At 66.5% G+C, this 25,380-nt stretch carries 25 protein-coding genes and 1 tRNA gene; 14 read left to right on the forward strand and 12 right to left on the reverse strand.

The features are described from left to right. The coding region (locus V3328_RS10025; protein WP_340329515.1) for a hypothetical protein at positions 1–393 on the forward strand (393 nt) is incomplete at its 5' end. A gap of 184 nt (positions 394–577) precedes the next feature. Here V3328_RS10025 and V3328_RS10030 read toward each other — a convergent pair. Together V3328_RS10030 and V3328_RS10035 are read right to left on the reverse strand one after the other, a co-directional pair. Beyond that, on the reverse strand, positions 578–1,714 hold the full coding sequence (locus V3328_RS10030; protein ID WP_340329516.1) for an LLM class flavin-dependent oxidoreductase: 1,137 nt from the start codon (positions 1,712–1,714) through the stop codon (positions 578–580). A gap of 14 nt (positions 1,715–1,728) precedes the next feature. Continuing rightward, positions 1,729–2,706 (reverse strand): flavin reductase, encoded by a 978-nt coding sequence (locus V3328_RS10035; RefSeq protein WP_340330047.1) that lies wholly within the window; start codon positions 2,704–2,706, stop codon positions 1,729–1,731. Between the two features lie 323 nt (positions 2,707–3,029). Here V3328_RS10035 and V3328_RS10040 point away from each other — a divergent pair, with 323 nt between their 5' ends. Genes V3328_RS10040 through V3328_RS10075 form a run of 8 tightly spaced genes read left to right on the forward strand, consistent with a single transcriptional unit; the run spans position 3,030 to position 11,178 of the window. Continuing rightward, positions 3,030–3,929, forward strand: a complete 900-nt coding sequence (locus V3328_RS10040; protein ID WP_340329517.1) for a polysaccharide deacetylase family protein — start codon at positions 3,030–3,032, stop codon at positions 3,927–3,929. Next, the gene (locus tag V3328_RS10045; protein ID WP_340329518.1) at positions 3,926–5,350 is read left to right on the forward strand and encodes a M20 family metallopeptidase; all 1,425 of its coding nucleotides are present in this window, start codon (positions 3,926–3,928) and stop codon (positions 5,348–5,350) included. The genes V3328_RS10040 and V3328_RS10045 overlap by 4 nt, the downstream gene beginning before the upstream one ends. A gap of 39 nt (positions 5,351–5,389) precedes the next feature. Then, positions 5,390–6,490 carry an ABC transporter substrate-binding protein gene (locus V3328_RS10050; RefSeq protein ID WP_340329519.1) on the forward strand — a complete coding sequence of 367 codons (1,101 nt, stop codon included), beginning with the start codon at positions 5,390–5,392 and terminating at the stop codon, positions 6,488–6,490. A 4-nt stretch (positions 6,491–6,494) separates the two neighbouring features. Then, entirely contained in the window at positions 6,495–7,616 is a 1,122-nt protein-coding gene (locus V3328_RS10055; protein ID WP_340329520.1) for an ABC transporter ATP-binding protein, read from the forward strand. Between the two features lie 11 nt (positions 7,617–7,627). Further along, the gene (locus V3328_RS10060; RefSeq protein ID WP_340329521.1) at positions 7,628–8,743 is read left to right on the forward strand and encodes an LLM class flavin-dependent oxidoreductase; all 1,116 of its coding nucleotides are present in this window, start codon (positions 7,628–7,630) and stop codon (positions 8,741–8,743) included. Next, the gene (locus V3328_RS10065; protein WP_340329522.1) at positions 8,740–9,483 is read left to right on the forward strand and encodes an SDR family NAD(P)-dependent oxidoreductase; all 744 of its coding nucleotides are present in this window, start codon (positions 8,740–8,742) and stop codon (positions 9,481–9,483) included. Before V3328_RS10060 ends, V3328_RS10065 begins: the two co-directional genes overlap by 4 nt. Then, positions 9,480–10,376 carry an ABC transporter permease gene (locus V3328_RS10070; RefSeq protein ID WP_340329523.1) on the forward strand — a complete coding sequence of 299 codons (897 nt, stop codon included), beginning with the start codon at positions 9,480–9,482 and terminating at the stop codon, positions 10,374–10,376. Before V3328_RS10065 ends, V3328_RS10070 begins: the two co-directional genes overlap by 4 nt. Before the next feature lie 7 nt (positions 10,377–10,383). Continuing rightward, entirely contained in the window at positions 10,384–11,178 is a 795-nt protein-coding gene (locus V3328_RS10075; RefSeq protein WP_340329524.1) for an ABC transporter permease, read from the forward strand. A gap of 48 nt (positions 11,179–11,226) precedes the next feature. On the opposite strand, the gene V3328_RS10080 is transcribed toward V3328_RS10075, so the two are convergent. Continuing rightward, positions 11,227–12,177 carry a LysR family transcriptional regulator gene (locus V3328_RS10080; RefSeq protein WP_340329525.1) on the reverse strand — a complete coding sequence of 317 codons (951 nt, stop codon included), beginning with the start codon at positions 12,175–12,177 and terminating at the stop codon, positions 11,227–11,229. 445 nt (positions 12,178–12,622) lie between these two features. Further along, positions 12,623–12,715, reverse strand: a tRNA-Ser gene (locus V3328_RS10085). A gap of 179 nt (positions 12,716–12,894) precedes the next feature. On the opposite strand from V3328_RS10085, the gene V3328_RS10090 reads away from it, so the two are divergent. From V3328_RS10090 to V3328_RS10100, 3 genes are all read left to right on the forward strand, one after another. Continuing rightward, positions 12,895–14,124 carry an SDR family oxidoreductase gene (locus V3328_RS10090; RefSeq protein WP_340329526.1) on the forward strand — a complete coding sequence of 410 codons (1,230 nt, stop codon included), beginning with the start codon at positions 12,895–12,897 and terminating at the stop codon, positions 14,122–14,124. Continuing rightward, positions 14,103–15,875, forward strand: a complete 1,773-nt coding sequence (locus V3328_RS10095; protein ID WP_340329527.1) for an adenylate/guanylate cyclase domain-containing protein — start codon at positions 14,103–14,105, stop codon at positions 15,873–15,875. Before V3328_RS10090 ends, V3328_RS10095 begins: the two co-directional genes overlap by 22 nt. Before the next feature lie 133 nt (positions 15,876–16,008). Next, positions 16,009–16,428, forward strand: coding sequence for a DUF2147 domain-containing protein (locus tag V3328_RS10100; protein ID WP_340329528.1), 420 nt, complete (start codon positions 16,009–16,011; stop codon positions 16,426–16,428). A gap of 33 nt (positions 16,429–16,461) precedes the next feature. Here the strand turns inward: V3328_RS10100 and V3328_RS10105 are convergent, their stop codons facing one another. The 4 genes from V3328_RS10105 to V3328_RS10120 form a co-directional block, all read right to left on the reverse strand. After that, positions 16,462–17,154: a glutathione S-transferase N-terminal domain-containing protein gene (locus V3328_RS10105; protein WP_340329529.1), complete on the reverse strand. Its 693-nt coding sequence runs from the start codon at positions 17,152–17,154 to the stop codon at positions 16,462–16,464. 139 nt (positions 17,155–17,293) lie between these two features. Then, a complete protein-coding gene (locus V3328_RS10110; RefSeq protein ID WP_340329530.1) occupies positions 17,294–17,785 on the reverse strand; it encodes a GNAT family N-acetyltransferase in 492 nt (163 codons plus the stop codon). Then, positions 17,785–19,266: an Asp-tRNA(Asn)/Glu-tRNA(Gln) amidotransferase subunit GatB gene (gene gatB, locus V3328_RS10115; RefSeq protein ID WP_340329531.1), complete on the reverse strand. Its 1,482-nt coding sequence runs from the start codon at positions 19,264–19,266 to the stop codon at positions 17,785–17,787. Before gatB ends, V3328_RS10110 begins: the two co-directional genes overlap by 1 nt. A gap of 427 nt (positions 19,267–19,693) precedes the next feature. Next, positions 19,694–19,915: a hypothetical protein gene (locus V3328_RS10120; protein WP_340329532.1), complete on the reverse strand. Its 222-nt coding sequence runs from the start codon at positions 19,913–19,915 to the stop codon at positions 19,694–19,696. Positions 19,916–20,179: 264 nt separating this feature from the next. Here V3328_RS10120 and V3328_RS10125 point away from each other — a divergent pair, with 264 nt between their 5' ends. Then, entirely contained in the window at positions 20,180–21,994 is a 1,815-nt protein-coding gene (locus V3328_RS10125; RefSeq protein ID WP_340329533.1) for an aminopeptidase P family protein, read from the forward strand. Positions 21,995–22,007: 13 nt separating this feature from the next. Here V3328_RS10125 and V3328_RS10130 read toward each other — a convergent pair whose 3' ends face one another. Continuing rightward, a complete protein-coding gene (locus V3328_RS10130; protein ID WP_378759552.1) occupies positions 22,008–22,817 on the reverse strand; it encodes a helix-turn-helix domain-containing protein in 810 nt (269 codons plus the stop codon). A 127-nt stretch (positions 22,818–22,944) separates the two neighbouring features. Between V3328_RS10130 and V3328_RS10135 the strand changes: the two genes are divergently transcribed. Beyond that, the gene (locus tag V3328_RS10135; RefSeq protein WP_340329535.1) at positions 22,945–23,352 is read left to right on the forward strand and encodes a hypothetical protein; all 408 of its coding nucleotides are present in this window, start codon (positions 22,945–22,947) and stop codon (positions 23,350–23,352) included. Positions 23,353–23,462: 110 nt separating this feature from the next. Here V3328_RS10135 and V3328_RS10140 read toward each other — a convergent pair whose 3' ends face one another. From V3328_RS10140 to V3328_RS10150, 3 genes are read right to left on the reverse strand one after another with little or no spacing between them, the layout of a single operon-like run. Beyond that, positions 23,463–23,789 (reverse strand): AzlD family protein, encoded by a 327-nt coding sequence (locus V3328_RS10140; protein ID WP_340329536.1) that lies wholly within the window; start codon positions 23,787–23,789, stop codon positions 23,463–23,465. Further along, complete coding sequence (locus V3328_RS10145; RefSeq protein WP_340329537.1) at positions 23,786–24,496, reverse strand: AzlC family ABC transporter permease; 711 nt, start codon at positions 24,494–24,496, stop codon at positions 23,786–23,788. Before V3328_RS10145 ends, V3328_RS10140 begins: the two co-directional genes overlap by 4 nt. Next, on the reverse strand, positions 24,486–25,370 hold the full coding sequence (locus V3328_RS10150) for an AraC family transcriptional regulator (protein ID WP_340329538.1): 885 nt from the start codon (positions 25,368–25,370) through the stop codon (positions 24,486–24,488). Before V3328_RS10150 ends, V3328_RS10145 begins: the two co-directional genes overlap by 11 nt. Positions 25,371–25,380: the final 10 nt, after the last annotated feature.

Consider the following 25,380-nt stretch of genomic DNA (forward strand, 5'->3'; position numbering starts at 1 on the left):
GGACATGACAAACTCCTTGCGGAGCTTGAATCATCCTTCACCCTGCGCCGCTACCGATTTATGAGTTTGCGTCCTAGTCGCCAATGCCGGCAGGACCGAAGGCCCGAACGCGCCCGCAATATCGGCCTCCCGGGAATGGAGGTTCTCCACGCGCGCTTCGTCGAGTTCATCAAGAACATCGAGACCTACCACCACGGTTACCGGGCCGCCTTCGACTATGACCGCGATGCCCGGTTTGCCGCGGTCGAGGCTCCGACGCTGGTAACCTGCGCCCGACCAGATTTTGCGTATCGGCATCTCGAAGTGATCGCAGCGATGTTCCCAACGCCGCACCTGCCGAAACTGCAGGGACGGCAACTCCGCAGCTTGCAGACGAGAGCGCGGCAATCCTGAGCGGATTCCTCCTGCGCGGTCGGGGCGGCTAGTCCGGAAGCCCGACCGATAGCCTGTCAGCCGAACAGCGACGCGTAGGCCATGGTCGCCGGCACCCCACGGCGTGCCCCCTCCTTCAGCGAAGACCGGCCCGAAACGTGTCAATGGTTCCGGTGGAGCTTTCAGTTGGCGTAGTTGCGAACGCCTATACTGCCGCCCCTATGGACCCGCCAGGACTGAACGGCGCCCGGAGCCCCCTTTGCTCCAGAAGCGGCATGACGCCGGGAATGAAGCGGCCTAGCCCGTCGTCGAAATCCACGAACGAGCACAGTATTCCGTCGAGGCCAGCATCGCACAGGTTGTGCATGGTCTCGGCGATCCGCTCGGCGTCGCCGACGATGATGTTGCCGCCGGCCCCCGCAGCGATCCGCTTGCGCATCTCCTTCATCTGCTCGCGCGAGGCGATCTGCGACTGGCCGCCAACTCCCGCAGACCAGGCGTCTATGCTCTCGGTGTCCTCCATCTCGACGGCATAGTAGTCAAGGTAGGCTTCCGCTTCCTCGTTGGTGTCGCGCTGGACCACCGGGCAGTAGGTCCAGACCTTCACCTCGCGTCCGAAGGATCGGGCCGTCTCCTTGTAGAGATCGATCTGCCGGCGCCATTCCGCCGGATCCTCCGACCTCAGGATGACGAAGCACATGTCGGCGTTGCGGCAGGCGAACTCCATACCGCGGGGCGAGCCGCCGGCGTTCATGATCGGCGGCGCGGGCTTCTGGACCGGCTTCGGCATAGAGGCGCCGCGCCGCACGGAGTAGAACCGGCCGTCAAAGTCGAACTCCTCGGTCTGCGTCCACATCAGCTTGATCACGGCGAGCCATTCCTCGAGCTGCTCGTAGCGCTCGTCGTGCTCGCGCAGCGGCGCGCCGAACATCTCCAGCTCGTGCCTGTTCCAGCCGCCGACGATGTTCAGGCCCAGCCGGCCGCCGGAGATGAGGTCGATGGTCGCGCACTGCTTGGCACAGGTGATCGGATGGATCGTCGGCGCATGCGAGGTCGGCATGATCGCCGAATAGCTGGTCGCCTGGGCAATGCCGGCGGACCAGGTGAACGGGTCCAGGGCGAGCCCGCTCGGATGGTCGGGCTTGCCCGGCATGTAGGCTTTCCACCGGGCATAGGCGACGATCGCCTCGAATCCCGCCCGGTCGGCGACCTGCGCGGTCCGCACCGAATTTTCCCAGGTAGGCTTGTAGAGCTCGGGAACACGCGTCTGCGAGCCGCCCTTGCCGTTGGTGCCGAAGATGCCGAGCTTCAGTCGATTGTCGTTGAACAGTGGATTGGTCATGCGGCCTCCGGTCGTCACGGGTCTTCGCCATAGTCGGGGATGTTGTCGAGCCTGCCGCCGAGCGAGGCGATGACGCGGCGCGCGATCTCGATTTCCGCAGCGGTATAGCCGGCAAGCTTCGCGGCTTCGGCGGACCGGGCGACTTCGCCCAACCGAACGTTCTGCCGCCGGCCCTCGGAAGTCAGTTCCAGCGTCCCGTCGACGCGGCGGCCGATCCATCCCCTGTCTTCGAGCGCCGAGACGCCGTCCTTGGCGGCGTCTACATCGAGAAGCGCAACACGCGCCAGATTCTCAAGCGTCAGACCCGGACTGACCGCAAGGTGATAGGACAGGCGGCTCTGGTTCATCGTGAAGCCGACGGCGTGCGCCTCCTCGCGAAACTCCGATGCTCGGTGCAGGAAGGCGCGGCGCAGCATCGTCAGGAAGGTGGGGCGATCCTCCGCCGAGGCGGCGGCGACTGCCTGGTCAATTTCCTCGTGGTCGATCGCAACGCTGAAGCGGCCCTGGGTGAACACCAGCGGACGCCGATCGAAACGGCTGAAACGTGTCACTTCTCCGACGACGATCAGGTGGTCGCCACCCTCGTACTCGTAGCGTCGCTCGCATTCGAACCTGGCTGTGACGTCATCGAGCAGAGGAGCGCCGGATGCCCCGTGACGCCAGCCGACCCCGCTGAACTTGTCCGTGCCCGACCGGGCAAACTGCGCGGCCAGAGTCGACTGCCCGACCGCCAGGACGTTGACGGCGAAGGATCGTGCCGCGGCAAACACCGGCCAGCTGGTGGACGTCTTCTTGACCGACCAGAGGATCAGGGGTGGATCGAGCGATACGGAGTTGAAGGAGTTGGCCGTGATACCGGCCAGACTGCCCCCCGCGTCCGCGGTGATGACCGTGACGCCCGTCGAGAAATGGCCGAGTGCACGGCGAAACGCATCGGTATCGATCGCCGCGGTGCCGCTCTCGATGGCATATTCTAGGTCCGTCCGCGTTATGTCGCCCTCCCCCGGCGCCGTCGCCGAAGCTTCGGAGTCCTGTGCCGTCCTGGTTGCGGATCAGACCGATGGGACTGCCGCTTGGCGCAGACGCTAGGGCGGGCGAAACAGCGAATCCAATACCGAATGCTTTCACCAGCAGAGAGTGAAATTTATAGCGGGACGAGACCGCCGGTGCCGGACCACGCGCTGCGCAGACATAAGCCAAACTCACACCACTCATATGCCGATTGTTCTAGACCCCGGGCCGCCGGGATAGGAGCGTTCCGGTGTGAACCCTCGATGAGCCCCTCATGCGGGCCGGGCAGATACTGGGATGGAAAATGACGAGTGAGGCTCCGATTGCTCCGTGGCAATGGCCGGACGAAGAATGGCGGCGGCTTGTCGGCCGCGTCCGCGCGGGACGACCGCTGCGGCCGAGCAAATGGAAGGATGGAGCCCGGCTCGCGGTGGCGCTGTCGTTCGATTCCGACCACGAGACGAGCGAACTTCGCGAGGGCGGCCGCTCGATCGGCCGTCTCGCCTGGGGTCAGTTCGGCAACCGCGTCGGCGTACCGCGCATCCTCTCCATGCTAGAGAAGTACGACGTACCGGCGAGTTTCTACGTACCGGCGGTGACTGCCTTGCTGCATCCCGACGAGCAACGGCGCGTGGTCGACTCCGGACACGAAATCGGCATCCACGGCTGGATCCACGAGCTGAACTCGGTGCTCGAGATCGACGACGAACGCGACCTCATGCTGCGCTCGCTCGATACGATTGAAGAGATCACGGGCAAGCGGCCAACCGGCCTCCGCTCTCCATCTGCAGACTTTTCGGAGAATACGCTTCGCCTGCTGTGCGAACTGGGCCTCGCCTACGATTCCTCGCTTGGCGCGGATGAGGACTGTTACGAGCTGTTGATGGACGGCAAGCCGACCGGGGTGGTCGAGATCCCGTTCGAGTGGGTGCGCGACGATGCGGTATATTTCATGATGAACCGCTTCGAGTCACTGCGACCCTACACGCCGCCGTCTCAGGTTTTCGACATCTTCAAGCGGGAGCTCGATGCCGCCTATGAACAAGGCGGCCTCTTCGAGCTGACGATGCACCCCCACATCATCACCTACCGGTCGCGGATCTGGATTCTAGAAGAGATCATCCGCTACGCACGAAGCCTGCCGGGGGTCTGGTTCGCCAGGCACGACGAAATCGCTTCGTATGCACTGGAAAACGCCGAGTGACATCCGTAGCCCGCCCCGACCACACCTCTCAACCGGACGACCGCTCCCGCGCGGTCGCACGAGCGGAATCACTGATCGACGACGGCTCACTGTTCGAGACGCTCCGCCGCCGGGTCGCCTATCGCACACAGAGTACCGCCGGCGGGGACAAGCTCTCGACATATCTCGACGAGGAGATCGCTCCCGAACTGGCGTCTATGGGGTTCGTCTGCGACGAGGTCGAGCATCCCGGTTCCGCCAACCCGATGCTGATCGCCCGCCGGGACGAACAGGAAGGCCTGCCGACCATCTTCGGCTACGGTCACGGCGACGTCGTGGAAGGGGCGCCGGAGACCTGGAGCGACGGACTGGATCCGTGGACGCTCACCGAGCGCAACGGGGCATGGTACGGCCGCGGCATCGTCGACAACAAGGGACAGCACTCGATCAACCTCACCGCCATGCGCACCGTCCTGAAGGAACGGGGCCGCCTCGGATTCAATGCCGTATGGCTCGTGGAGATGGGCGAGGAGATCGGGTCGCCGGGCCTTCGGGAGATTTGCCGGGCGGAGGCGGGGCGGCTGTCGTCCGACGTGCTCGTTGCTTCCGATGGGCCGCGCGTCAGCGCCGACAGGCCGACGCTCTATCTCGGCACCCGCGGAGCCGTGAACTTCACGCTCTCGATCGAACGTCGCGACACCGGCCACCATTCCGGCAACTGGGGGGGCCTGCTCGCAAATCCGGCGATCGAGTTGGCACACGCGATCGCCTGCATCGCGTCGGTCACGGGCCGCATAAGGGTGCCTGGATGGGCCCCGCCGTCGGTCCCGGAGACCGTCCGGGCGGCGCTGTCCACGATCCAGGTGAACGGTGGGCCGAACGGCCCGTCCATCGAGCCGTGCTGGGGCGAGCCCGGCCTCTCCGCCGCGGAACAGCTATACGGCTGGTCCTCATTCGACGTCCTGGCGATGACCAGCGGTGATCCTCAGCACACGGTGAATGCCGTGCCGCCGAAGGCGATCGCGAAGTGCCAGCTTCGGACCGTCGTCGGGGTCGAAGAGGACGAGGTCGTCGAAAACCTGCGAGCTCATCTCGATGCGCACGGCTTTTCGATGGTGGCCATCGAGAACGCCACGGTCGGGTTCCGGGCGACGCGGCTCGATCCCTCGGACGCCTGGGTCCGCTGGGTAGGCGACTCCATCGCCCAGACCACAGGCAAGCCGACCGCGGTCCTGCCCAACGTCGGCGGCTCACTGCCGAACGACGCCTTCTCGGAGATCCTCGGGATGCGGACCATCTGGATCCCGCATTCCTATCCAGGCGCGCAAAACCATGGCGGCAACGAACATCTGCCGGTTGCCGTCGCACGCGAGGCGTTGCGGATCATGACCGCCGTCTACTGGGACCTCGGCGACCCGGCGACCCATCCACCGCCCGTTTGAACCGACCCGATCGCAACCAACGGAGAAAGAAGGCACCCCATGAACGACGATGTGAAATCCCTACTCAATCGCTTCTCGTCCCGGCCGTCCCGGCGCGCGATCCTGCAGGGCCTCGCCGCCATCGGTGCCAGTGCAGCGACCCTCGATCCGCTGGCGCGGGCTCTCGCCCAGGCCTCCGACGAGGAAGTCAAAAGCATCACCGTACTGACCCAGGGCGGCCCGGTGGTCGATGTCCTGCGCGAGTTCGCCGAGCCGATGTTCGCGAAGGAAGTGCCGGACACGGCAGTCGAGCTGGAGGTCTCCTCCAACAGTGTCACCTATCCAAAGATGATCGCCACCCGTGACGATCCAATCGTGGCCGGCGGCATGTTCAACGACCTCTTCTCCGCCCGGGGCATCGTCGACAAATTGTGGACCCCACTAGAGTACGAGAACATGCCGAACGCCGAGGCGGTACCGGAGGAGATCCGCGCCGACGACGGCTTCACCAAGATCTTCCAGCAGACGCCGTACGGGATTATGTACAACCCCGACAAGGTCGAGAAGCCGACCTCCTGGAACGACCTCTACAAGCCGGAATACAAGGGCCGCGTGTCGATGTGGGCCTCGAATTTCGATGCCTACGCGATGGCCGGCGTCGCCGCCGGCAAAGGCTTCAGCGTCGCCGCCGGAATCGAGGCCTGGGTGCCCCACAAGCAGAATATCGGCGCCTGGGTTACCTCCCCGGTCGCGGAAGAGGATCTCGTGGCCCGCGGCGAGATGTGGCTCGCTCCGCACTGGGGCGCCTGGGCGGAACAGGCGCGCGCCAGTGGCAAGAACGTCGCCTTCACGATTCCCGAGGAGGGCGGCACGCTGTGGTCGAACCACGCCTGCTGCGTGACCGGCATGTCGCCGAAGAAGACCCAGCTCACGCAAGCCTACCTCAACACCTGGTTCGCCGAGGAGATCCAGCGCGAGTGGCTAAGCCGCACGTTCATCTCGCCGGCCGTCGGCACCGTCGAGATTCCAGAGGAACTCCTGTCCAATCCGGCGGTCGTCACGCCCGAGGAGGCCGCCAAGCTCTATCGCCTGCCGGCGGCCGAACTTGCCTCCGACTTCAAGCGCTACAACACCATGATCACCCGTCAACTGCAGAGCTGAAGGCGTGGCAGCCGGCATCGGAATCAAGGGGGACGGGGTTCCCGTCTCCATCGAGAAGGTATCGAAGTCCTACGGCAGCTATCTCGCCGTCCGGGACGTCTCGATATCCGTCGAGGCCGGCTCCATCGTCAGCCTGCTCGGACCGAGCGGCTGCGGCAAGACCACAGTCCTGCGGATGGTCGCCGGTCTCGAGACCCCCGATGCCGGCACCATCCGCGTCGGCGACCGCGTGCTCAACGACGTGCCCGTCTGGAAGCGGGGTGTCGGCATGGTCTTCCAGAGCTACGCCCTGTTTCCGCACATGAGCGTGGCGGAAAACATCGCCTTCGGGCTCCGCATGCAGGGAATGCGGGGCCCGGACGCGCGGGAGCAGGTCCGCCAGGCTATGGACCTGACCCATCTCACCGGCATGGCGGACCGCCTGCCCTCCCAACTTTCCGGCGGCCAGCAGCAGCGGGTCGCGCTGGCGCGCGCGGTCGTCAACTCGCCCAAGATCCTGCTGCTCGACGAACCTCTGGGCGCCCTGGACAAAAAGCTGCGCGACCAGATGCAGGTCGAGCTCAAACAGCTCCAGCGGCGCGTGGGCATCTCCACGATCATGGTTACCCATGATCAGGACGAGGCGCTGACCCTGTCGGACCAGGTGATCGTCATGTCCAACGGACACGTGGAGCAGGCGGGCACGCCGAAGGAAATCTACCGGCACCCCGGCAACGCATTCGTCGCAGACTTCATCGGCGCGGCCAACCTGCTACCGGCAGTAGTCAGCGAACGCACCGGGGAAGGCGCAACGGTGCGCATGCCGTCCGGCCAGGCGATCCGGGCAAGCGAAGCCGCGAACGACTGCCCTCCCGGATCAGACGTTCTGGTGATGGTCAGGCCGGAGAACATCCGCCTGCTCGCCGCACCGGACGCCGCTTGGAACACCCTTCCGGCACGTGTCACCAACACGCTCTTCTCCGGATCCAACACGACCTTCGTAGTCGACTGCGCCGGCACCGAGATCACCGTCGCCGTGCCCGGAGGAGCCGGCGCCACCGACGTCTCCTACGTCGTTGACGACCCGGTCCATCTCGCCTGGTCTGCTGAAGACACGATTGTTCTGCCGACCCGGCCGAAACAGTGAGGGAGGAGACCATGAGCGGCAAGATGACCGACCCGACGACCTTCAAACTGGGCTTGTTCGGCTACCTCCACGAGGGCGGAAACTGCTTCACCACGGTTCCGGAACGGTGGCCTGCAGACTGGGCGTCGATCGAACGCATGGCCCGGATGGCAGACAGGGGCGGCCTCGACTTCCTCATTCCGATCGCACGCTGGAAGGGAGTCCCCGGCGCCATGATGCAGCGCCTGCACTCCTTCGACACGCTTACCCACGCTGCCGCACTCGGCGCGATCACAGAGCAGATCCACATCATCTCGACGGTGCACACACCGATAATTCATCCGGTCGTCGCGGCGAAGGCGATGACCACGATCGACCACGTCACCAACGGACGCTGCGGCCTCAATATCGTGTGCGGCTGGAATGTCGACGATTTCGAGATGTTCGGCCTGCATCCATTGCCCCACAAGGTCCGCTATGCGCAGGCACAGGAATGGTACGACATCTGGTCCCGCCTCGTGGCGGGCGCGCCGGAGCCGTTCGACTACGACGGCGAGCACTTCGAGGGGCTGAAGCGGCTCTCGGCCCTCCCCGGCAGCGTGCAGAAGCCGCATCCGCTGGTGATCTGCGCGGCCGCCTCGCCGGAAGGCAGGGACTTCGCGCTCCGCACGTCGGACGTCCTGTTCACGCTGATCGACGAACTAGACAACGGCTCTGCCCAGATCCACCAGATCAGCGAGAAGGCCGCCGAAATGGGCCGGTCAGCGCCGGAAGTCTTCGCGGTTTCCTACGTCGTCTGCCGCCCGACGCGATCGGAGGCCGAGGAGTTCCACGCCTACTACGCTGAGGAAAATGCCGACCAGGGCGCCCTCGACTACTACTTCAAGGGCCGCAGCGGATTGGCCAGTCTGCCGTCGGAGGACCAGGCCAAGCTTAGGCTGCGCTTCGCGGCCGGCAATGGAGGCTATCCGCTGGTCGGAACCCCCGACGACATCGTCGAGCAGATCGTCGCCATGTCCGAGGCGGGCTTCGGCGGCGCCTCCATCACCGTCCTCAATTTCGAGAAGGACCTTCCGCCGATCGTGAACGAGATACTGCCGGCACTCCAGAAGGCCGGAATCCGCGGGAACACAGCGAGTGCGGCATGAGCGGAACGGCGATCATCACCGGAGGCGCGCAGGGAATTGGAGGCGCCACTGCCCTGAGGCTGGCGCGACGCGGATGGCACCTGCTTCTCGTCGACCTAGACGAGACAGCGCTTGCCGGCCAGGCGAGCGCCTGCGCGGAGGCCGGCGGCAGCGCCGAAACGCTCGTCGCCGACGTTCGCGACCTCTCCGCGGCCCACGACGCCTCGGAGCGCCTCATCGAGGTGCGCGGCGGCATCGACGCGCTTGTCAACGCCGCCGGCATCTCAATGCCCAAGACAATCCTCGAAATCACCGAGGAGGAATGGGATCGGGTCATGGACATCAACCTCAAGGGGGTGTTCACCTGGTGCAAGGCAGTCGCCGCGCACATGGCGAAGGGCCCCTCCAAGCGCATCATCAACATCTCCTCGGTGAACGCGCACACCGGCGGCAGTCCAACCGCCGTCAGCAAGTTCGCCTATGCAGCGTCTAAATCCGGCGTGCTCGGACTGACGCGCGGGCTGGCGCAGGAGCTCGGACCGGGGTGCGCCGTCAACTGCGTGTGCCCTGGCCTGATCGAGACCCGGCTCACCCGCGAACTGATCGGGCGCGTCAGATCGCAGATGGAAGAGGCGACCCCCCTCCGCCGCGTTGGCAAACCAGATGACATCGCCGTGGTCATCGAGTTCCTGGCTACGGTCGAGCCGAACTACATGACCGGGGAGATCATCGACATCGACGGCGGGCGCTGGGTCAATTGAGCGCGCGGCACGCCAAGAACGCGCTTGTCGCGGCCGCAAATCCGGTGAGTCGCCCCAACACGCGCCGGCAGCTGCTGATCGCCGGCCTGCTCTCGCCTGCCCTGGCTCTCGGCATCGCCGTCGCCCTGACCTTCCTGCTGATGGCCTACGTCTCGGTGCAGGAGCAGTTCCCGGGACCGGCCTCCTTCGCGCTCGAGCACTATCTGGCGTTCTTCTCCGATTCCTATCTCATGGAGGCGGCCTGGCGAACGATCGCGCTCGGGGCGGTGACGACGATCATCTGCGCAGTCCTGGGATATCCGGTGGCCTGGTATCTGGTGATGTTGCCCTCGCGATACGCCTACATGGTCTTCATCATCATCCTTACGCCGCTGCTGGTCAGCATCGTCGTGCGGACGATCGGCTGGACCGTCATCCTCGGCAACGAAGGGCTGATCAACGCCGCGCTGACCTGGCTCGGCATCGTCGAGGAGCCGGTCCCCCTGATGCAGAGCTTCTGGAGCGTCGTGGCCGGCATGGTCCATGTGCTGCTGCCGTTCATGGTTCTGTCGATCTCGGCAGTGCTGTCGCGCATGGACAAGGACGCGATCGAGGCCGCCCTGACGCTCGGCGCTACGCCGAGGACCGCGTTCCGCCTGATCATCCTGCCGCTGTCCATCCACGGCGTGGCGACGGGGTCCGTGATCGTCTTTTGCCTGACGGTCGGATCCTACCTCACGCCGCTGTGGCTCGGCCGGGGATCGGTGCCGGTAATGGCGCTGACCGTCCGTCAGCAGGTGCTCGACCTCGGCGACTGGCCGGGCGGCGCGGTCCAGGCCCTGATCCTCGCCGTCGGCGCACTGGGGCTGATCGGCCTGTTCTCGATGGCCGTCGCGCGGATGGCGAGGCGGTGAGGCGGTCATGAACAGCAGCGGCAACGGCCGGATGATACTGAACACCTACGTGGTGGCGGTGATGGTGTTCCTGTTGCTGCCGATCGTCATCATCGTGCCGCTCGCGTTCTCCTCCGACGCCTCGATGGCCTTTCCGCCATCGGGCTTCTCGCTGAAATGGTTCGAGGCGGCTCTGTCGCGTCCCGAGTTTCTCGACGCGTTCTACCTGAGCACCCGCCTCGCCGTCGTCACCACCGCGATCTCCCTTTCCATCGGCGGGCTCGCCGCCTACGCGCTGGTGCGGTTCCGCTTTCGCGGCCGGGCGCTCTGCGAGGCGCTGTTCCTGTCGCCGCTGATCATCCCGACGGTGGTCATCGCCATCGCACTGACCATGATCCTCGGCCAAATGGGACTTTTGCGGAATTTCTGGGGGCTCGTCATCGCCCACACGATCATGACCCTGCCCTACGCGGTGCGCGTCCTCGCAGCGTCGCTGTCCGAGATCGACCGCGACGTCGAGGAGGCCGCACTGGTGCTCGGCGCAACACCCGCGCGGATGCTGTTCCACGTCCTGCTGCCGCTTCTGCGGCCGGGCATCCTGGCGGCCAGCATCTTCGCTCTGATCATCTCGTTCGACGAATTCACGGTGACGCTGTTCGTGGCGGGGCCGGGCTACTACACCCTGCCGATCGAGATCTTCAACTACGTCGAGTTCTATTCAGATCCGACGATTGCCGCGATCTCGACACTGCTGGTGGCGCTGTCCTGCGTGGCGATCGCAATCATCGAGCGCATCGTCGGAATCCGCAACGTCTTCAAGTAGGCGCTCCGACTTTGGTAGGCGTCCTGTCTCGAGGCAGGCGCCGGTGCGTCAGACCTGGAGTTCGTGCGAGCCGGCGAACGCCGAGGACGGGGCTAGGTCCCGTTCCTCGCGGATCGCATCGTTGATCAGCTTCAGCACCTCGCCCTGGGCGTGGGATATCGGATGCGCGCGATGGCTGAAGACCAGCGCATGGCGCAGCAGATCCGGATCGACCACCCGTCGCGCAGAAAGCCGACCCTGCTGGCACTCCCTGCGGATAGATGACCAGGGCAGGATCGTCTCGCCCTTGCCGTCCTCGACCAGGAGCTTGACGACCTCGACGGAGGGGTGGACGGCGGTGATGGAGACCTCGCGTCCGGTCGCGAGCACCGCCGCCTTGATCTTCTTCTGCACGAGGCCGCTGCGCATCGGATCAGCGAGCAGGATCTGCCGGCCGGCGAGTGAGCGGAACGGTATCACCGCCTCCTCGATAGGCTTCGACTGCCTGCCGCTGCCGACAAGATAGAGCGCCTCGCTGAACAGCGACTGCTCGCGGACGTCGGGATGCGGTTCATCCTCGCAGCCCATCGCCAGATCTATCGAGCGTTCCGCGACCCATTGCTTGAGAAGCGGGCTGGTCGATTCGATGCACTCCAGGTCCACACCCGGCAGCCGCTTGGCGGCGAGGCTCATCAGCGGCTCGGCAAACAGCACGCTGAGGGACGGCGCCAGCCCGAGCCTCACCTTTCCGTGCGCCTCGGCCGAGCAGTCCCGCACCGCCTGGGCCAGTTGGTCCATCTCGGCGAGGATGTTACGCGCGCTCTTCAGGAGGACTTCGCCTTCGCGCGTCGGTTCGACACCGCGGGAATGGCGGACCAGCAGCGTGACGCCGAGTTCTTCCTCGAGCTTGCGGACCTGGAGCCCGATCGCCGGCTGCGAAATCAGCAGCGTCTCAGCGGCACGGGTGAAACTCCGGCTTTCGACGATCCGGACGAAGTATCGGAGTTGGCGGATATCCATGAGTCCCTCGCTCGATAGAAGCCAAGCTCACGGCCATTCTCACCAATTCCTACGGCAAATGCCAGAACGAGAAAACGAAGACGGGGTTCGTCGGTTGCCGTTCACTACGAAATCAGGACAACGTTGCCATCCGACAGTTGTCGCCTCGGTGGGCACCTCCCGGAAACAGTGCCGCTGGGCCGCGCCCCCCAGCAAAATTACTCTCGACAGTCCCGTGGCCTGCAGCATCGATTACATATGTGCGGCTTGTTTTGCGTGTCCGCGAAGCTCCCCCAACTCCTTGGGCGGCGCCGCAATCCATCCGCCGCTTTCAGGCGCGAAGCCGAACTGGGCTGAGATGCGAAGCATGATCTCGGGATGGCAGTTGACGATGGCGAAAGCCCATCGAACCGTGCCCTTTTCGGTCGGGTCAACAACCCATGGAGCCAATGTGAAACGTAAAGGCTGGCGGAGACGGAGGGATTCGAACCCTCGAGACGGGTTTACCCCGCCTAACGGTTTAGCAAACCGCCGCCTTCGACCACTCGGCCACGTCTCCGCGTGCCACCGAGATAGCCGACCGCGCGGCCCGGGACAAGGGGCTGCGGCAGAGGAGGCGCCTCTGCCCCGCCGGAATGACGGCGCTGCGCGGCCGATACCGGCCGGGGCGCTTGCTTTTGGCGGCCATGCCCGCGAACCTGTCGCCGAACCGCGTTCTTGAGAGGGACACCTTCTGCGATGCTGGATTTCACCGGCAAGGTGGTGATGATCACCGGGGCCGCACAGGGGTTCGGACGTGTGCTGGCGCTTGCCTTTGCCGACCGCGGGGCGCGGCTCGCCCTGTGCGACATCAACGATGCAGGAGGGCAGGAAACCCTCGACCTTGCGACCTCCAGGGGCGCGGAAGGCTTCCATCTGCATGTCGACGTCGCACGGGAAGCCGAGGTCGAGGGCTTCGTGGCGCAGACGCTCGTTCGGTTCGGCCGCCTGGATGTGGCCGTCAACAACGCGGCCAAGGAGATCGCCGGTCCGACCCTCGACCTGCCCTCCGGCGACTTCGACACGCTGATCGACACCAACCTGAAGGGCACCTATTACGGGATGAAGCATCAGGTGGCGGCCATGCGAAGGACCGGTGGCGGCGCAATCGTCAATCAGGCCTCGGTCACCAGCAGCATGACCGGAGAGCCCGACAACGGCCTCTATGGAGCCAGCAAGGGCGGCGTCATCGGGCTCACCAAGTCGGCCGCGTTGCAGGTCGCCGCCGAAAACATCTCGATCAATGCCATTGCCTCCTGCGCATTCGACATCCCCAACGACGTCTTCCTGCGCTGGATCGAGGACCATGACGTGTCGCGCGAAGAGGCGGCGGAAACGCTGCCCATCAAACGGCTCGGGCGGCCCGAGGAAATTGCCGCGGCAACTCTCTACCTGGCCTCGGACGAAGCGCGCTTCGTGGTCGGCTCGGTGCTGACGATCGACGGCGGGTTCACCGCCCGGTCGGCGACAGGCCAGTACTGTGCGGTCGCCGGCGATGATATGCTTCCCCGACGCGATGGCCGAAGAGGAGGCTTGCCGATGCGTATGATTGCGACGACTGCGGCCGCGGTCCTGCTGGCGATCCTCGCCGTACAGGAGCCCCTGGCAGCGGAGTTTCCGGAGGGCATCACCACCGCAAGCACGGCGATCGGGGACGTGCTGGTCGACGCCAGCGGCATGACGCTCTATTCGTTCGACGAGGATCCGGCCGGCGCGTCCGCCTGCTACGGCACATGCGCGGAGAACTGGCCGCCGCTCGAGGCGCCCGCCGGCGCCGCGCCGATCGGCGCCTTCGCGGTGATCGCACGCGACGACGGCAAGGCCCAGTGGGCCTATGACGGCAGGCCGCTCTACCTGTGGGTGCGCGACAAGGCGCCGGGCGACATCACCGGCGACGGTTTCCGCGGATGGCACGCGGTGCGGCCCTGACGGCGGCACAGACATCCGGCGACGGCGACCGCGCGGTCGCGCCCGGCGGCAGCCCGAGGCCCCAGCAAGGCAGACCGCGACGGCTCGACCTCCGGTGGCCGACGCTCGGCATGGTGCGATTGTGGACCGGGCTCATCCTGTTCGCCTTCGTCCTCGGTCATCTCATCAATCACGCGTTCGGCATCATCTCGCTCGATGCCCAGAACGCCGCCTCGCACGTCCTGCTGGCGCCGTGGACGAATCCGCTGGGCGGCCTGGTCCTGGTCACCGCGGCGATCCTGCACGTCATCGTCAACCTCTACACGCTGTGGCGGCGCCGGACGCTTCGCCTGAAGGCCTGGGAGGCGGTGCAGTACCTGAGCGGGCTGCTGATCCCCGTGCTGATGCTCGACCACGCGCTCGCCAACCGGCTGATGATCGAGCTCTACCAGGCGAACACCGACTACTATGTCGTGCAGGGCTTCTTCTGGCTCGCTGCGCCGACATACGGGATCAAGCAGGCGGCCGCCCTGATCATCGCCTGGACGCACGGCTCGATCGGCATCTGGCACTGGCTCAAGGTGCGCCGGTGGTTTGCGCGGGCACGCACGGTTCTGCTCGCCTCGGCCCTCATCATACCGGCCCTGTCGCTGGCCGGATTCGTGGCGTCGGGCAACGAGATCCTGCGCGAGGCGGCCAGGGACCCGGAACTGCTTGCCTTTCTTCTCGACGATGCCAACTGGACCCCGGAGAACCTCGCCCGGATCCATCAGATCTATCTCGACGCGCTCGTCGTCTACGGACTGATCCTCGGCACGATCGCGGTGGCCTGGGCGATCCGAAGGGCAAAGGCCGGCATCGGCGGGGCGCGGGTCACCTACGGGGAGGGACGTTCGGTACCGCTGCTGCCCGGCGCCACGCTCTTGGAGACGCTGCGGGCAAACGGCATCCCGCATCCGTCGGTCTGCGGCGGGAGGGCCCGCTGCACGACCTGCAGGGTGCTGGTGCGCCACGGCTTCGAGGACCTGCCCGCGCCGGAGCCGACCGAGGCCACGGCGCTGCACCGCATCGGCTTTCCCGACCATGTGCGCCTTGCCTGCCAGATCCGGCCGGAGACCTCGCTGTCGGTCGTTCCGCTGCTGTCGCCGCACGCGACGGCCGCCGACGGCAGGCGGCCCGGCCACCTTTTCGGCCGCGAACAGCTGGTCACCGTGCTGTTCGTGGACCTGCGGGGGTCGACCGGGCTCGGCGAAGCCCGCCTGCCCTTCGACACGCTGTTCATCCTCAACCAGTTCTTCGCCGAGATGATCCGGGCGCTCATGGCGACCGGCGGCCACTATTCCAACTTCACCGGCGACGGGCTGATGGCGCTCTACGGTCTGACCGGCCGGGTCGAGGACGGCTGCCGCGACGCACTGCGCGGCGCCGACGCCATGCTGGCCCGGCTCGCCGCGCTCAACGAGGCGCTGAAGACGGACCTCCCCGAACCGCTGAGGATCGGCGTCGGCATCCATACCGGCGAGGCGATCGTCGGCGAGATGGGTCCGCCCGATGCCCGCACGGTCTCGGCGATCGGCGACACCGTCAACATCACCGCCCGGCTGGAGGGCCTGTCGAAGGAACTCGGCGCGCCGATCATCGTGTCCGAGGAAACGATGACACGAGCGGCGACAACGCTGCAGGACCTGAAGCCAATTCGACGGAAGGTGCGTGGCCGCGTCGAGCCGATCGGGGTCTTTGCGCTGGCAGCCGTTCCCGCCGAGGTTCTCTAGCCGACAGCGCGCAGCCCCCGGTCTGATCGGCTTGCCCGCCTTCTGGCGCTGGACTAGCGTCGGCGTCAAACCGGCGCGGATCCCAGTTCAGCCGGGAACCGCCGGGAACGGGAGACGTCCAAGGGAGGACGACATGGGCTTTCGTACGCTTTCGAAACTGCTGTCGGGCCTGGCGATGCTGGCCGTCGTATCGGCAGGGCCCGCCAGCGCCGATCCGTCCGGCACCTGGCTGACGGAGAACGGGGATGCCAGGGTCCAGATCTCGAAGTGCTCGAACTCGTACTGCGGGACAATCGTCTGGGAGAAGACGCCTCGCACCGACACCAGGAACCCCGATCCGGCCAAGCGCGACCGGCCGCTGGTCGGCGTCCAGATGATCTACGGAATGGTGCCCGACGGCGAGAACCAGTATTCCGGCAAGCTCTACAATCCGCGCGACGGCAAGACCTACACGGGCAAGCTGACGATGCAGGGCGCCGAGACAATGAAGCTTGCCGGCTGCGTGCTGGGCGGGCTGATCTGCAAGAGCGAAACCTGGACGAGGTCGAACTGACCCGTCCAGGCCGTTTCTCCTGCCGGCCGGGACTCAGCGGGCGCGCTGGCCGAACAGGACCTTCTGGGCGTCCTTATCGTCGGCCAGGTTGGAACGCTTTTCTTCACCGATCCCGACCGCCTGCTGGACCGCCGGCCGGGCGGCGATGGCGTCACGCCAGCGGACGTAGTTCGGGAAGGCGGCCTCGTCGATGCCCTGGGCTTCCGGCCGCCGCACCCAGCTGAAGATCGCCATGTCGGCGATCGAATAGTCGCCGGCGACGAACTCCCGTCCCTCAAGACGCTTGTTCAGGACGCCGTAGAGCCGGTCGGCCTCGTTCTCGTAACGCTTGATCGCGTAAGGCAGCTTCTCGGGCGCATAGTTGCGGAAGTGGTGATTCTGGCCGAGCATCGGACCGAGCCCGCCCATCTGCCACATCAGCCACTCGTCCACCTTCACCCGCGCCCGCTCGTCGGAGGGATAGAACTTGCCGGTCTTGCGGCCGAGGTACTGCAAGATGGCGCCGGATTCGAAGACGGAAATCGGCTCACCCCCGGGCCCGTCGGGATCGATGATGGCGGGCATCCGGTTGTTCGGCGATATCTCCAGGAACGACGGCTCGAACTGCTCGCCCTTGCCGATGTTCACGTACTTAACATCGTAGGGAAGTCCGGCTTCCTCGAGGAAGATCGTGATCTTCCAGCCGTTCGGCGTGGGCCAGTAATAGAGTTCGATGGGTTTCGTCATTGAGCGGCGCTCCTCTCGATAGCCGGTTCGATGCCTGCGCCGGCGGGAACCCCGGGGGCTGGAACTCCGCCGGGGGGCCCGCACATCCGCGAAAGCGGCAATATGGCGCGAGCCGTCGCAGCGGCAAGTGAAGCGGCGGTCAGACGAGCGCCCGCTCGAGGATCAGCGCCGGGATGCCCGAATCCGCGGCGCCGCAATGCTCGGTCCGGCCGGTCTGCCTGAAGCCGCGTGCGACGTAGAAGGCGACGGCCGCAGCGTTGTCGAGCTCGACCTCCAGCCGTATCGATTTCGCGTCCGGATAGCTGTCGAGGATCTCCGCGAGCAGCATCGTGCCGATGCCCTGCCCCTGCCTGTCCGGGCAGACGTAGAGCTGATGCAGTGTCACCTGCCCACCGTCCGCCGAGGCGCCGGCAAAGGCGACACCGGCCAGCGTCGCGCCGTCGTCGGCGACGATGAACTCGGTCGACGGCCTGTGGAGGCGTGCCTCGAGGGCTGCCTGCGAATGCCATTCGTCGGTGATGGCGGTGACCCGGTCCGCGCCGTAGATCCCGTCGTAGGTCGCGTGCCAGGTCTCCACCAGCAGCTCGCGGATCGCAACAAGGTCGCGCGCACCGGCGGTGCGGACGAACATCACTCGATCCCGAGCTTGGCGCGCACCAGTTCGTTGACGGCCTGCGGATTTGCCTTGCCGCCCGTCGCCTTCATGACCTGGCCGACGAACCAGCCTGCCATGTTCGGCTTCGCCTTGGCCTGCTCGGCCTTGTCGGGATTTGCGGCAATCACCTCGTCGACGGCCTTTTCGATGGCGCCGGTGTCGGTGACCTGCTTCATGCCGCGCTGCTCGACGATATGGCGCGGGTCGCCGCCCTCCTCGAAGACGATCTCTAACAGGTCCTTGGCGATCTTGCCGGAGATCACCTTCTCGCCGATCAGGTCGATGATGCCGCCGAGCTGCGCCGCCGAGACCGGGCTTTCCTCGAGGCTCTTGCCGGCCCGGTTCAGCGCGCCGAGCAGGTCGTTGATCACCCAGTTGGCGGCGAGCTTGGCGTCGCGGCCGGCCGCGACTTTCTCGAAGAAGGCGGCCGTCTCCTGCTCCGCGACGAGGATGCCGGCATCGTAGGGCGTCAGCCCGAAATCCGCGATCAGTCGGGCCTTCTTCTCGTCAGGCAGTTCCGGCAGGCTCGCCGCGATGGCGTCTATCCAGTCCTGTGTCAGTTCGAGCGGCAGCAGGTCGGGATCGGGGAAGTAGCGGTAGTCGTGGGCCTCTTCCTTGGACCGCATCGACCGGGTCTCGCCCACCTTGGGGTCGAAGAGCCGGGTCTCCTGGTCGATGGTGCCGCCGTCCTCGATCAGCTCGATCTGGCGACGCGCCTCGTATTCTATCGCCTGGCCAATGAATCGGATCGAGTTGACGTTCTTGATCTCGCAGCGCGTGCCGAGCGGCTCGCCGGGCCTTCGCACCGACACGTTGACGTCGGCGCGCAGGGAGCCCTGCTCCATGTTGCCGTCGCAGGTGCCCAGATAGCGCAGGATCGAACGCAGCTTGGTGACGTAGGCGCGCGCCTCCTCCGACGAACGGATGTCGGGCTTGGAGACGATCTCCATCAGCGCCACGCCGGACCGGTTCAGGTCGACATAGGACTTCGAGGGATGCTGGTCGTGCAGGCTCTTTCCCGCGTCCTGCTCGAGGTGGATTCGCTCGATGCCGACTTCGATCTGTTCCCCGTCAGGCAGGTCGACGAGCACCACGCCCTCGCCGACAATTGGATGCTGGTACTGGGAGATCTGGTAGCCCTGCGGCAGGTCGGGATAGAAGTAGTTCTTGCGGTCGAAGACGGAACGCAGGTTGATGCCGGCCTTCAGGCCGAGTCCCGTCCGCACGGCCTGCTCGATGCAGAATTCGTTGATCACCGGCAACATGCCGGGCATCGCGGCATCGACCAGCGACACATTGCTGTTCGGCTCGCCGCCGAACCCGGTCGAGGCGCCTGAAAACAGCTTCGACTGCGAGGAGACCTGGGCATGGATCTCCATGCCGATCACCACCTCCCAGGCCCCGGTCATGCCGTCGATCAGCTTCGCCCTGGCGACGTCGCGCACCACTTCGTTCATCGTCTCGGATCCATCGGATGTACTTTGCGGTCGTTCTAGTACAGTTCGTCGCGAAATGGGAGGGGCGGCAACGCCAGGAGCCGGGGTCGCCGGTGACCGCGCGGCGTTCGCCGGCGCCAAGACAATCGCCCTTGCGGTTGCGGGTCGCGCGGCTGACGCCAGAGAAGGCTCGCAAGAGAAGCGTGGAACGGATTGCGCGAAGCGGCATCCGGGCTACGGATCGGGCGCGCTTGAACCGGACCGGATCCGCTACCCGCGTCCGTTTTGACGACCGTAAGACCTGGAAGCCGGTTTCAAACCGGAAGACGGCCGCAGCCAGTCAGGCAAGCATGTGGAAAACAACAGCGCCGACTGAAAAAAACCCCCGGAGCGGAAAACCGCACCGGGGAGTATCAGTCGGGAGGAAACTCAGGTCAGTGAACTGGCGTCAGTCGTTCGCGCCGGAATGCCAGCGCGCAAGTTCTTCGCGGGTCAGGCCCATCTCGGTCAGCGTCTGATCGCTGTAGGTCCAAAGCGTCGCGGCCATGCGCCGCTTCGCCTCCGCCTCACGCGCCCGGATCATGTGATCCAGAGCCCGCCGGAAAAGGCTGCGGTCCTGCCGCGCCTCAGTGGTGCCTATGTGGGCCGGAGAGAATGTCGTCGTGGTCATGAATGGCTCCGTGTGCTTGAGACCGTATCTTGAGGCTCGTGTCTCTCGCCGTTCTGAGCGGAAAGGTAAGAATTACTGACCTGATTGGAAGCCCGTTAGCCACATGACAGGCCTGCAGTTTTTGCATGCGCAAATTTTTTGCTGCACTGCACACAAGAGGAGCAAGCGAGCCCCGTCCTTGCGCACGCAGTGCGCATTCTTCGGCAGTAGACGAGGTACCGATCACGGATTGATCGGCGGATGCCTTCATTCTAGTTAAGAGCGATGTTCCAGACATTCGATGAAGTGGCTGATCCAAGCCACGGCGCAGAACGACTCAGCCGCCTCCAGGCCGAGCTTGAGCGGCGCGGTCTCGACGGCTTCCTGATTCCGAGATCCGACGAACACCAGGGGGAATACGTGCCGCCCTCGGCGGAGCGGCTGAAGTGGCTGACGGGATTTTCCGGGTCGGCGGGCATCGCCGTAGTCCTGAAGCACCGTGCGGCGATCTTCGTCGACGGGCGCTATACGCTGCAGGTACGCGACCAGGTGGACACGGAGGCCTTCGAACCGCGGCACCTGATCACCGATGGCTGGGACAAGTGGCTGGAAGAGCATCTGTGGCCCGATGCCAGGCTCGGCTACGATCCCTGGCTGCACACGATCGCCGGCGTCAAGCGACTGCAGAAGATCGCCGAGACGACGGGCGCCAGGCTGGTGGCAAGCACGGACAATCCGCTCGATGCGGTCTGGGCCGACCGCCCCGCGCCGCCGCTCGGCAAGGTCGCCATCCACACCGAAGCCTATGCCGGACGCACGGCACAGGAGAAGATCGCCGAGGTGCAGGCGATCCTGTCGAAGGCGAAGGCCGGCGCGACCGTCCTGACCCAGCCGGAGTCGATTGCCTGGCTGTTCAACATCCGAGGCTCGGACGTGGCGCACACGCCGCTGCCGCTGTCGTTCGCGGTGGTGCCGGCGGAGGGGCGGCCGACGCTGGTCATCGACGGACGCAAGCTGTCGAACGCGTCGCGCGACCATATCGAGGCGGTCGCGGACGTTGCCGAACCCGCCACCTTCGGCGACGTCCTCGACAGGGCGGCCGAGCATCACGCCGTGTTCCGCCTCGACGAGGCGACCGCGGCTCAGTGGATCTCCGACCGGCTCGAAGCAGCCGGCGCGCGCATCCTGCCAGGCGAGGATCCCTGCCTGCTGCCGAAGGCGACCAAGAACGCCGCCGAGATCGCCGGCGCCCGCTCCGCCCACCTGCGCGACGGGGCCGCCGTCTGCCGGTTCCTGGCCTGGCTCGACCGGGAGGCGCCGTCGGGCCACGTCGACGAGATCGCGGCAGCGACGAAACTAGAGGCGTGCCGCGCCGAGACGGGTGCGCTGAAGGAGATATCCTTCGACACCATCTCCGGCGCCGGGCCGAACGGCGCGATCGTGCACTACCGGGTGACGACGGCGACGAACCGGCCGCTGAAGCCGGGCGAACTCTACTTGGTCGACTCCGGCGCCCAGTACGTCGACGGCACCACCGACATCACCCGCACGGTGGCCGTCGGCGTGCCCAGCGACGACATGCGCCGGCACTTCACGCTGGTGCTGAAGGGCCATATCGCGATCGCCACGGCACGCTTTCCCGAAGGCACCTCGGGGGCGCAGATCGACACGCTGGCCCGCTACGCGCTGTGGCAGGCCGGCCTCGACTTCGACCACGGCACCGGCCACGGCGTCGGCAGCTACCTGTCGGTTCACGAAGGCCCGCAGCGGATCGCCAAGACCGGCAGCGCCGCGTTCAAGCCGGGCATGATCGTCTCCAACGAGCCAGGTTACTACAAGACCGGCGAATACGGCATCCGCATAGAAAACCTCGAACTGGTGACGGATCCCGTCGAGGTTCCCGGCGGCGAAAAGAAGCTCCTGTCCTTCGAAGCGCTCACCCTCGTCCCGTTCGACCGCCGACTCGTCGACCCGACGCTGCTGACGCCTGAGGAGATCGCCTGGCTCGACGCCTACCACGCCCGCGTGCGCGAGCTGATCGGGCCGCACCTGCAGGGTGACGACAGGGACTGGCTGATCGCGGCGACGGAGCCGGTATAGGAAACGGTGCTGGTCAGTCCGGCGCGGCGACGGTCAGGCGCATCGCCGCGGCCGTCTCCGGATCGGCAGGAAAGAAGGATTCGATGGCGAGCTCCGACAGCGCAATATCCAGCGCCGTCCCGAACACCGTCGTCGTGCCGAGGAACGACAGGACACCTCCCGGCGTGCGCAACGCGAAGGGGATCGCGATGCCGCCCAGCGCGGGGGCGGCGCCGGCGCCGTAGGGCTTCGCACCGGGGGGGACCGGGTACCCCTTCAGCTCTTCCATCAGCGCGATGAGCGTGCGATCCGCGGAATTTTCGATCTGCTGCGAGAGCCGCGCCAGAATGTGCGCCCGCCACTCCCGGAAGTTTGCGATGCGCGGCGCCAGACCCCGCGGGTGCAGGCTGAGGCGCAGCACATTCACCGGCGGTTCGAGCAGGCCGGCGTCGACACCGGCCAGGAGCGGCGCGACAGACCGGTTCATCGATACCAGCGTCCAGTGCCGGTCGACGGCCAGCGCCGGATGCGGCTCGTGGCCGGCCAGGATGAGGTCGACGGCATGGCGCGCCGCCGCAAGCCCCGGATCGTCGAGTGCGCGATCCCGGTAGGCCGGCGCGTAGCCGGCAGCGAGCAGCATCTCGTTGCGCTGGCGCAGCGGCACCGCCAGTCGCTCGGCCAGGTGCAAGACCATGTCGCGGCTCGGACGAGACCGGCCGGATTCGACGAAACTCAGGTGGCGCTGGGAGATCTCCGCCTCGACAGCCAGATCGAGCTGGCTCAGCCGCCGGCGCCGGCGCCAGCTGCGCACGAGGTCGCCGATCGAGGAGTCCGGTTCCGACATGAGGGCAGAATACGGGTCGGCGGCGCGCATGGCCAATTACCTCACAGGTAATCGACCCGCCGCCATCCGCCGTCAATGCTTGCGGGCATGGAACCGGCGTACCGCCGGCAACCGCAAGGAGACAACCATGCCGACATCGCTTACCTCACTGCCGCTGCGCGCAATCCTCGGCATCGACGCGGCGACCTGCGCCGTCATGGGCCTGGTGCTGATCACAGGTGCCGGATTCATTGCCGGCGTCACGGCCATACCCGCGGGGCTGCTGTGCTACGCCGGCCTCGCCCTGCTCCCGATCGCGGCCTTCATGGCGATCGTCGCGAGCCGGCCGACGCCGCCGGCGGCCGGCGTCTGGCTCGTCGTCACCGGCAACGTGCTGTGGGTCGCCGCCAGCCTGGTGCTGGCGTTCGGGGGGCTCATCGCGCCGAACGGGCTCGGGTGGGCCTTCGTCCTGGCCCAGGCGCTGATCGTCGCCGCCCTCGCCTGGCTCGAGTACGGCGCGCTGCGCGGAGCGGTGGTCCGGCTGCAGGCCGGCTGACACCTCCCTTCGGGAGAGCCTCCCCGGCCTCCCGAACCGCTCCCGGCACGCCGTCGCGGCGGCCGGGAGCGTCCGTTCGCACGGACGCCGTGGCGCCGCCACTCCGACGCTCAGTACATCAGCCTGCGCAGCAGGACCACGCAGACCACGCCGAGCGCCACCGTGACGAGGCGCGGCAGCTTCAGGCTCGCGGCCACCGTGATCGCCGCGGCAATCGTCTCGGCGGGTCCGGTGACCAGGACCATCGGCGTGATCACCGCCGTCAGCACGGCGGCAGGCACCGCCTCCATCGCCGCCAGCGCGCGTCCCGACAGGACCATCCGGCGGGTGGCGAGCCAGCCACCGACCCGGGTGGCGTAGGTGACAAGCGCCATGCCGGCGATCGCCAGGAAGGTGAACGGGTCGATCGCGACCGCGTTGGCGATGCCGGCACTCATTGCGCCGCCTCTGTGGCCGCCTCGTGCCGGGGACCGTATATCGCACCGGCGATGGCGCCGGCGACGCCGCCCGCCGCGATGTACCAGGGACCGTCGAACAGCAGGTGGAAGATCACCGCGACGACGGCGCTGGCGGCGATGGCGACGCCGGTGCGAGATCCGCGCCACAGGCCGACGATCAGGGTCAGGAACAACGCCGAGAATGCGAAGTCGAACCCGTAGCTGGACGGGTCGCCGATCAACGCCCCGATGCCGGCGCCGAGCGTCGTGAAGGCGACCCAGTTGACCCACAGGACCGCCCCCATCGTCACCATGTAGGAGAAGGTCACCTGCTTCCTTGCCGACCTCTGCTCGCACAGCGCCCAGGTCTCGTCGACCATGGTGAACAGGGCCAGCAGGCTCGGACCGGTGCCGAAGGAGCGGATCTTCGGAGCCAGCGAAGCGCCCATCAGCAGGTGGCGGAGGTTGATCAGCAGTGCCGTGACCGTCAGCAGCAGCCACGGCGCCGGCTCGGTCCAGATGTCGATGGCGATGAACTGGGCGCTGCCGGCGAACACCGTGGCGCTCATCAGCGCGACTTCGAGCGGCGAAAGCCCCTTCTGCGCCGCCAGCGCGCCGAGCAGGAGCCCGAACGGGATCACGGCGATTGCCGCCGGCACGACCGCCACCAGCGCCTCGCGGACTTCGTCGCGTCTGTCAGGCGGCATGACGGCCGGCGATACCGAGGCTCGCGTCGCGGAACCGGCCGGGCGTCACGCCGACCCGCGCCTTGAAGGCGCGCGTCAGGTGGCTCTGGTCGGCAAAGCCGCATTCCAGCGCCACCTCGCCCGGCGTCCGGCCCGCCGTCAGCAGCGGCCGGGCGGCGCGGATGCGCCGGTCGGTAAGCCAGGCGTGCGGCGTCAGGCCGGTTTCCTTGCGGAATGCCCGGATCAGGTGGAACCGGCTGAGGCCGGCGACCCCGGCGAGCGTGGCGAGGTCGACATCGTCGGCATAGTGGCCGTCGAGATAGTCGACGGCCCGAGAGACGGGGCCAGGCTCGGTCCCGAGCCGTGCCGGCGCGCCAAGCCGCGCATGGCGCTGCAGGATCACAGTCAGGGCCGCCACGAAACGCTCGTCCGCAGCGAGCGTGTCTGCGGAGCCGAGCGCGCAATGGGCATCGACGAACCGTGCGGCGCCGTCCGGATCGCGGACGATCTTCTCCGGAAAGTAAGGCATTTCCGTCTCCCGCCGCCCGGTCAGCCCGGAGGCGATGTCGCGCATCAATCCGGCATCGGGATATGACATCCGGTAGGCGTAGTGCCCGCCATGCGGTTCGCCGTCGTGGACGTCGCCGGGGTGCACGAAGCACAGGTCGCCGGGCACGGCATAACACCGCTCGCCGCACAGCATGAACGTCTCGCAGCCGGCCACGATCGCTCCGACGACGTAGGTATCGTGGGTGTGGGGGGCATAACGGTGGCTGACGAACCGCGCGGCAAGGCATTCCAGCCCGCCATAGCGTTCGGCGCGCCAGAATCGGGCGCGGTCGTCCGCGCCCAGGCCGGTTTCGGCCAGTGCCTGCATTTGATCGGTCACCTTCATGACCGCAAAT

It is taken from the genome of Microbaculum marinum, assembly GCF_037855135.1.
Taxonomy (GTDB): Bacteria; Pseudomonadota; Alphaproteobacteria; order Rhizobiales; family Tepidamorphaceae; genus Microbaculum; species Microbaculum marinum.

Excerpts from the sequence above, each read along its gene's own strand:
- V3328_RS10030 (WP_340329516.1), bottom strand. The coding sequence starts at position 1,714 with ATGACCAATCCACTGTTCAACGACAATCGACTGAAGCTCGGCATCTTC.
- V3328_RS10040 (WP_340329517.1), top strand. The coding sequence starts at position 3,030 with ATGACGAGTGAGGCTCCGATTGCTCCGTGGCAATGGCCGGACGAAGAA.
- V3328_RS10050 (WP_340329519.1), top strand. The coding sequence starts at position 5,390 with ATGAACGACGATGTGAAATCCCTACTCAATCGCTTCTCGTCCCGGCCG.
- V3328_RS10060 (WP_340329521.1), top strand. The coding sequence starts at position 7,628 with ATGAGCGGCAAGATGACCGACCCGACGACCTTCAAACTGGGCTTGTTC.
- V3328_RS10065 (WP_340329522.1), top strand. The coding sequence starts at position 8,740 with ATGAGCGGAACGGCGATCATCACCGGAGGCGCGCAGGGAATTGGAGGC.
- V3328_RS10075 (WP_340329524.1), top strand. The coding sequence starts at position 10,384 with ATGAACAGCAGCGGCAACGGCCGGATGATACTGAACACCTACGTGGTG.
- V3328_RS10080 (WP_340329525.1), bottom strand. The coding sequence starts at position 12,177 with ATGGATATCCGCCAACTCCGATACTTCGTCCGGATCGTCGAAAGCCGG.
- V3328_RS10090 (WP_340329526.1), top strand. The coding sequence starts at position 12,895 with ATGCTGGATTTCACCGGCAAGGTGGTGATGATCACCGGGGCCGCACAG.
- V3328_RS10095 (WP_340329527.1), top strand. The coding sequence starts at position 14,103 with ATGGCACGCGGTGCGGCCCTGACGGCGGCACAGACATCCGGCGACGGC.
- V3328_RS10100 (WP_340329528.1), top strand. The coding sequence starts at position 16,009 with ATGGGCTTTCGTACGCTTTCGAAACTGCTGTCGGGCCTGGCGATGCTG.
- V3328_RS10105 (WP_340329529.1), bottom strand. The coding sequence starts at position 17,154 with ATGACGAAACCCATCGAACTCTATTACTGGCCCACGCCGAACGGCTGG.
- V3328_RS10110 (WP_340329530.1), bottom strand. The coding sequence starts at position 17,785 with ATGTTCGTCCGCACCGCCGGTGCGCGCGACCTTGTTGCGATCCGCGAG.
- gatB (WP_340329531.1), bottom strand. The coding sequence starts at position 19,266 with ATGAACGAAGTGGTGCGCGACGTCGCCAGGGCGAAGCTGATCGACGGC.
- V3328_RS10120 (WP_340329532.1), bottom strand. The coding sequence starts at position 19,915 with ATGACCACGACGACATTCTCTCCGGCCCACATAGGCACCACTGAGGCG.
- V3328_RS10125 (WP_340329533.1), top strand. The coding sequence starts at position 20,180 with ATGTTCCAGACATTCGATGAAGTGGCTGATCCAAGCCACGGCGCAGAA.
- V3328_RS10130 (WP_378759552.1), bottom strand. The coding sequence starts at position 22,817 with ATGTCGGAACCGGACTCCTCGATCGGCGACCTCGTGCGCAGCTGGCGC.
- V3328_RS10135 (WP_340329535.1), top strand. The coding sequence starts at position 22,945 with ATGCCGACATCGCTTACCTCACTGCCGCTGCGCGCAATCCTCGGCATC.
- V3328_RS10140 (WP_340329536.1), bottom strand. The coding sequence starts at position 23,789 with ATGAGTGCCGGCATCGCCAACGCGGTCGCGATCGACCCGTTCACCTTC.
- V3328_RS10145 (WP_340329537.1), bottom strand. The coding sequence starts at position 24,496 with ATGCCGCCTGACAGACGCGACGAAGTCCGCGAGGCGCTGGTGGCGGTC.
- V3328_RS10150 (WP_340329538.1), bottom strand. The coding sequence starts at position 25,370 with ATGAAGGTGACCGATCAAATGCAGGCACTGGCCGAAACCGGCCTGGGC.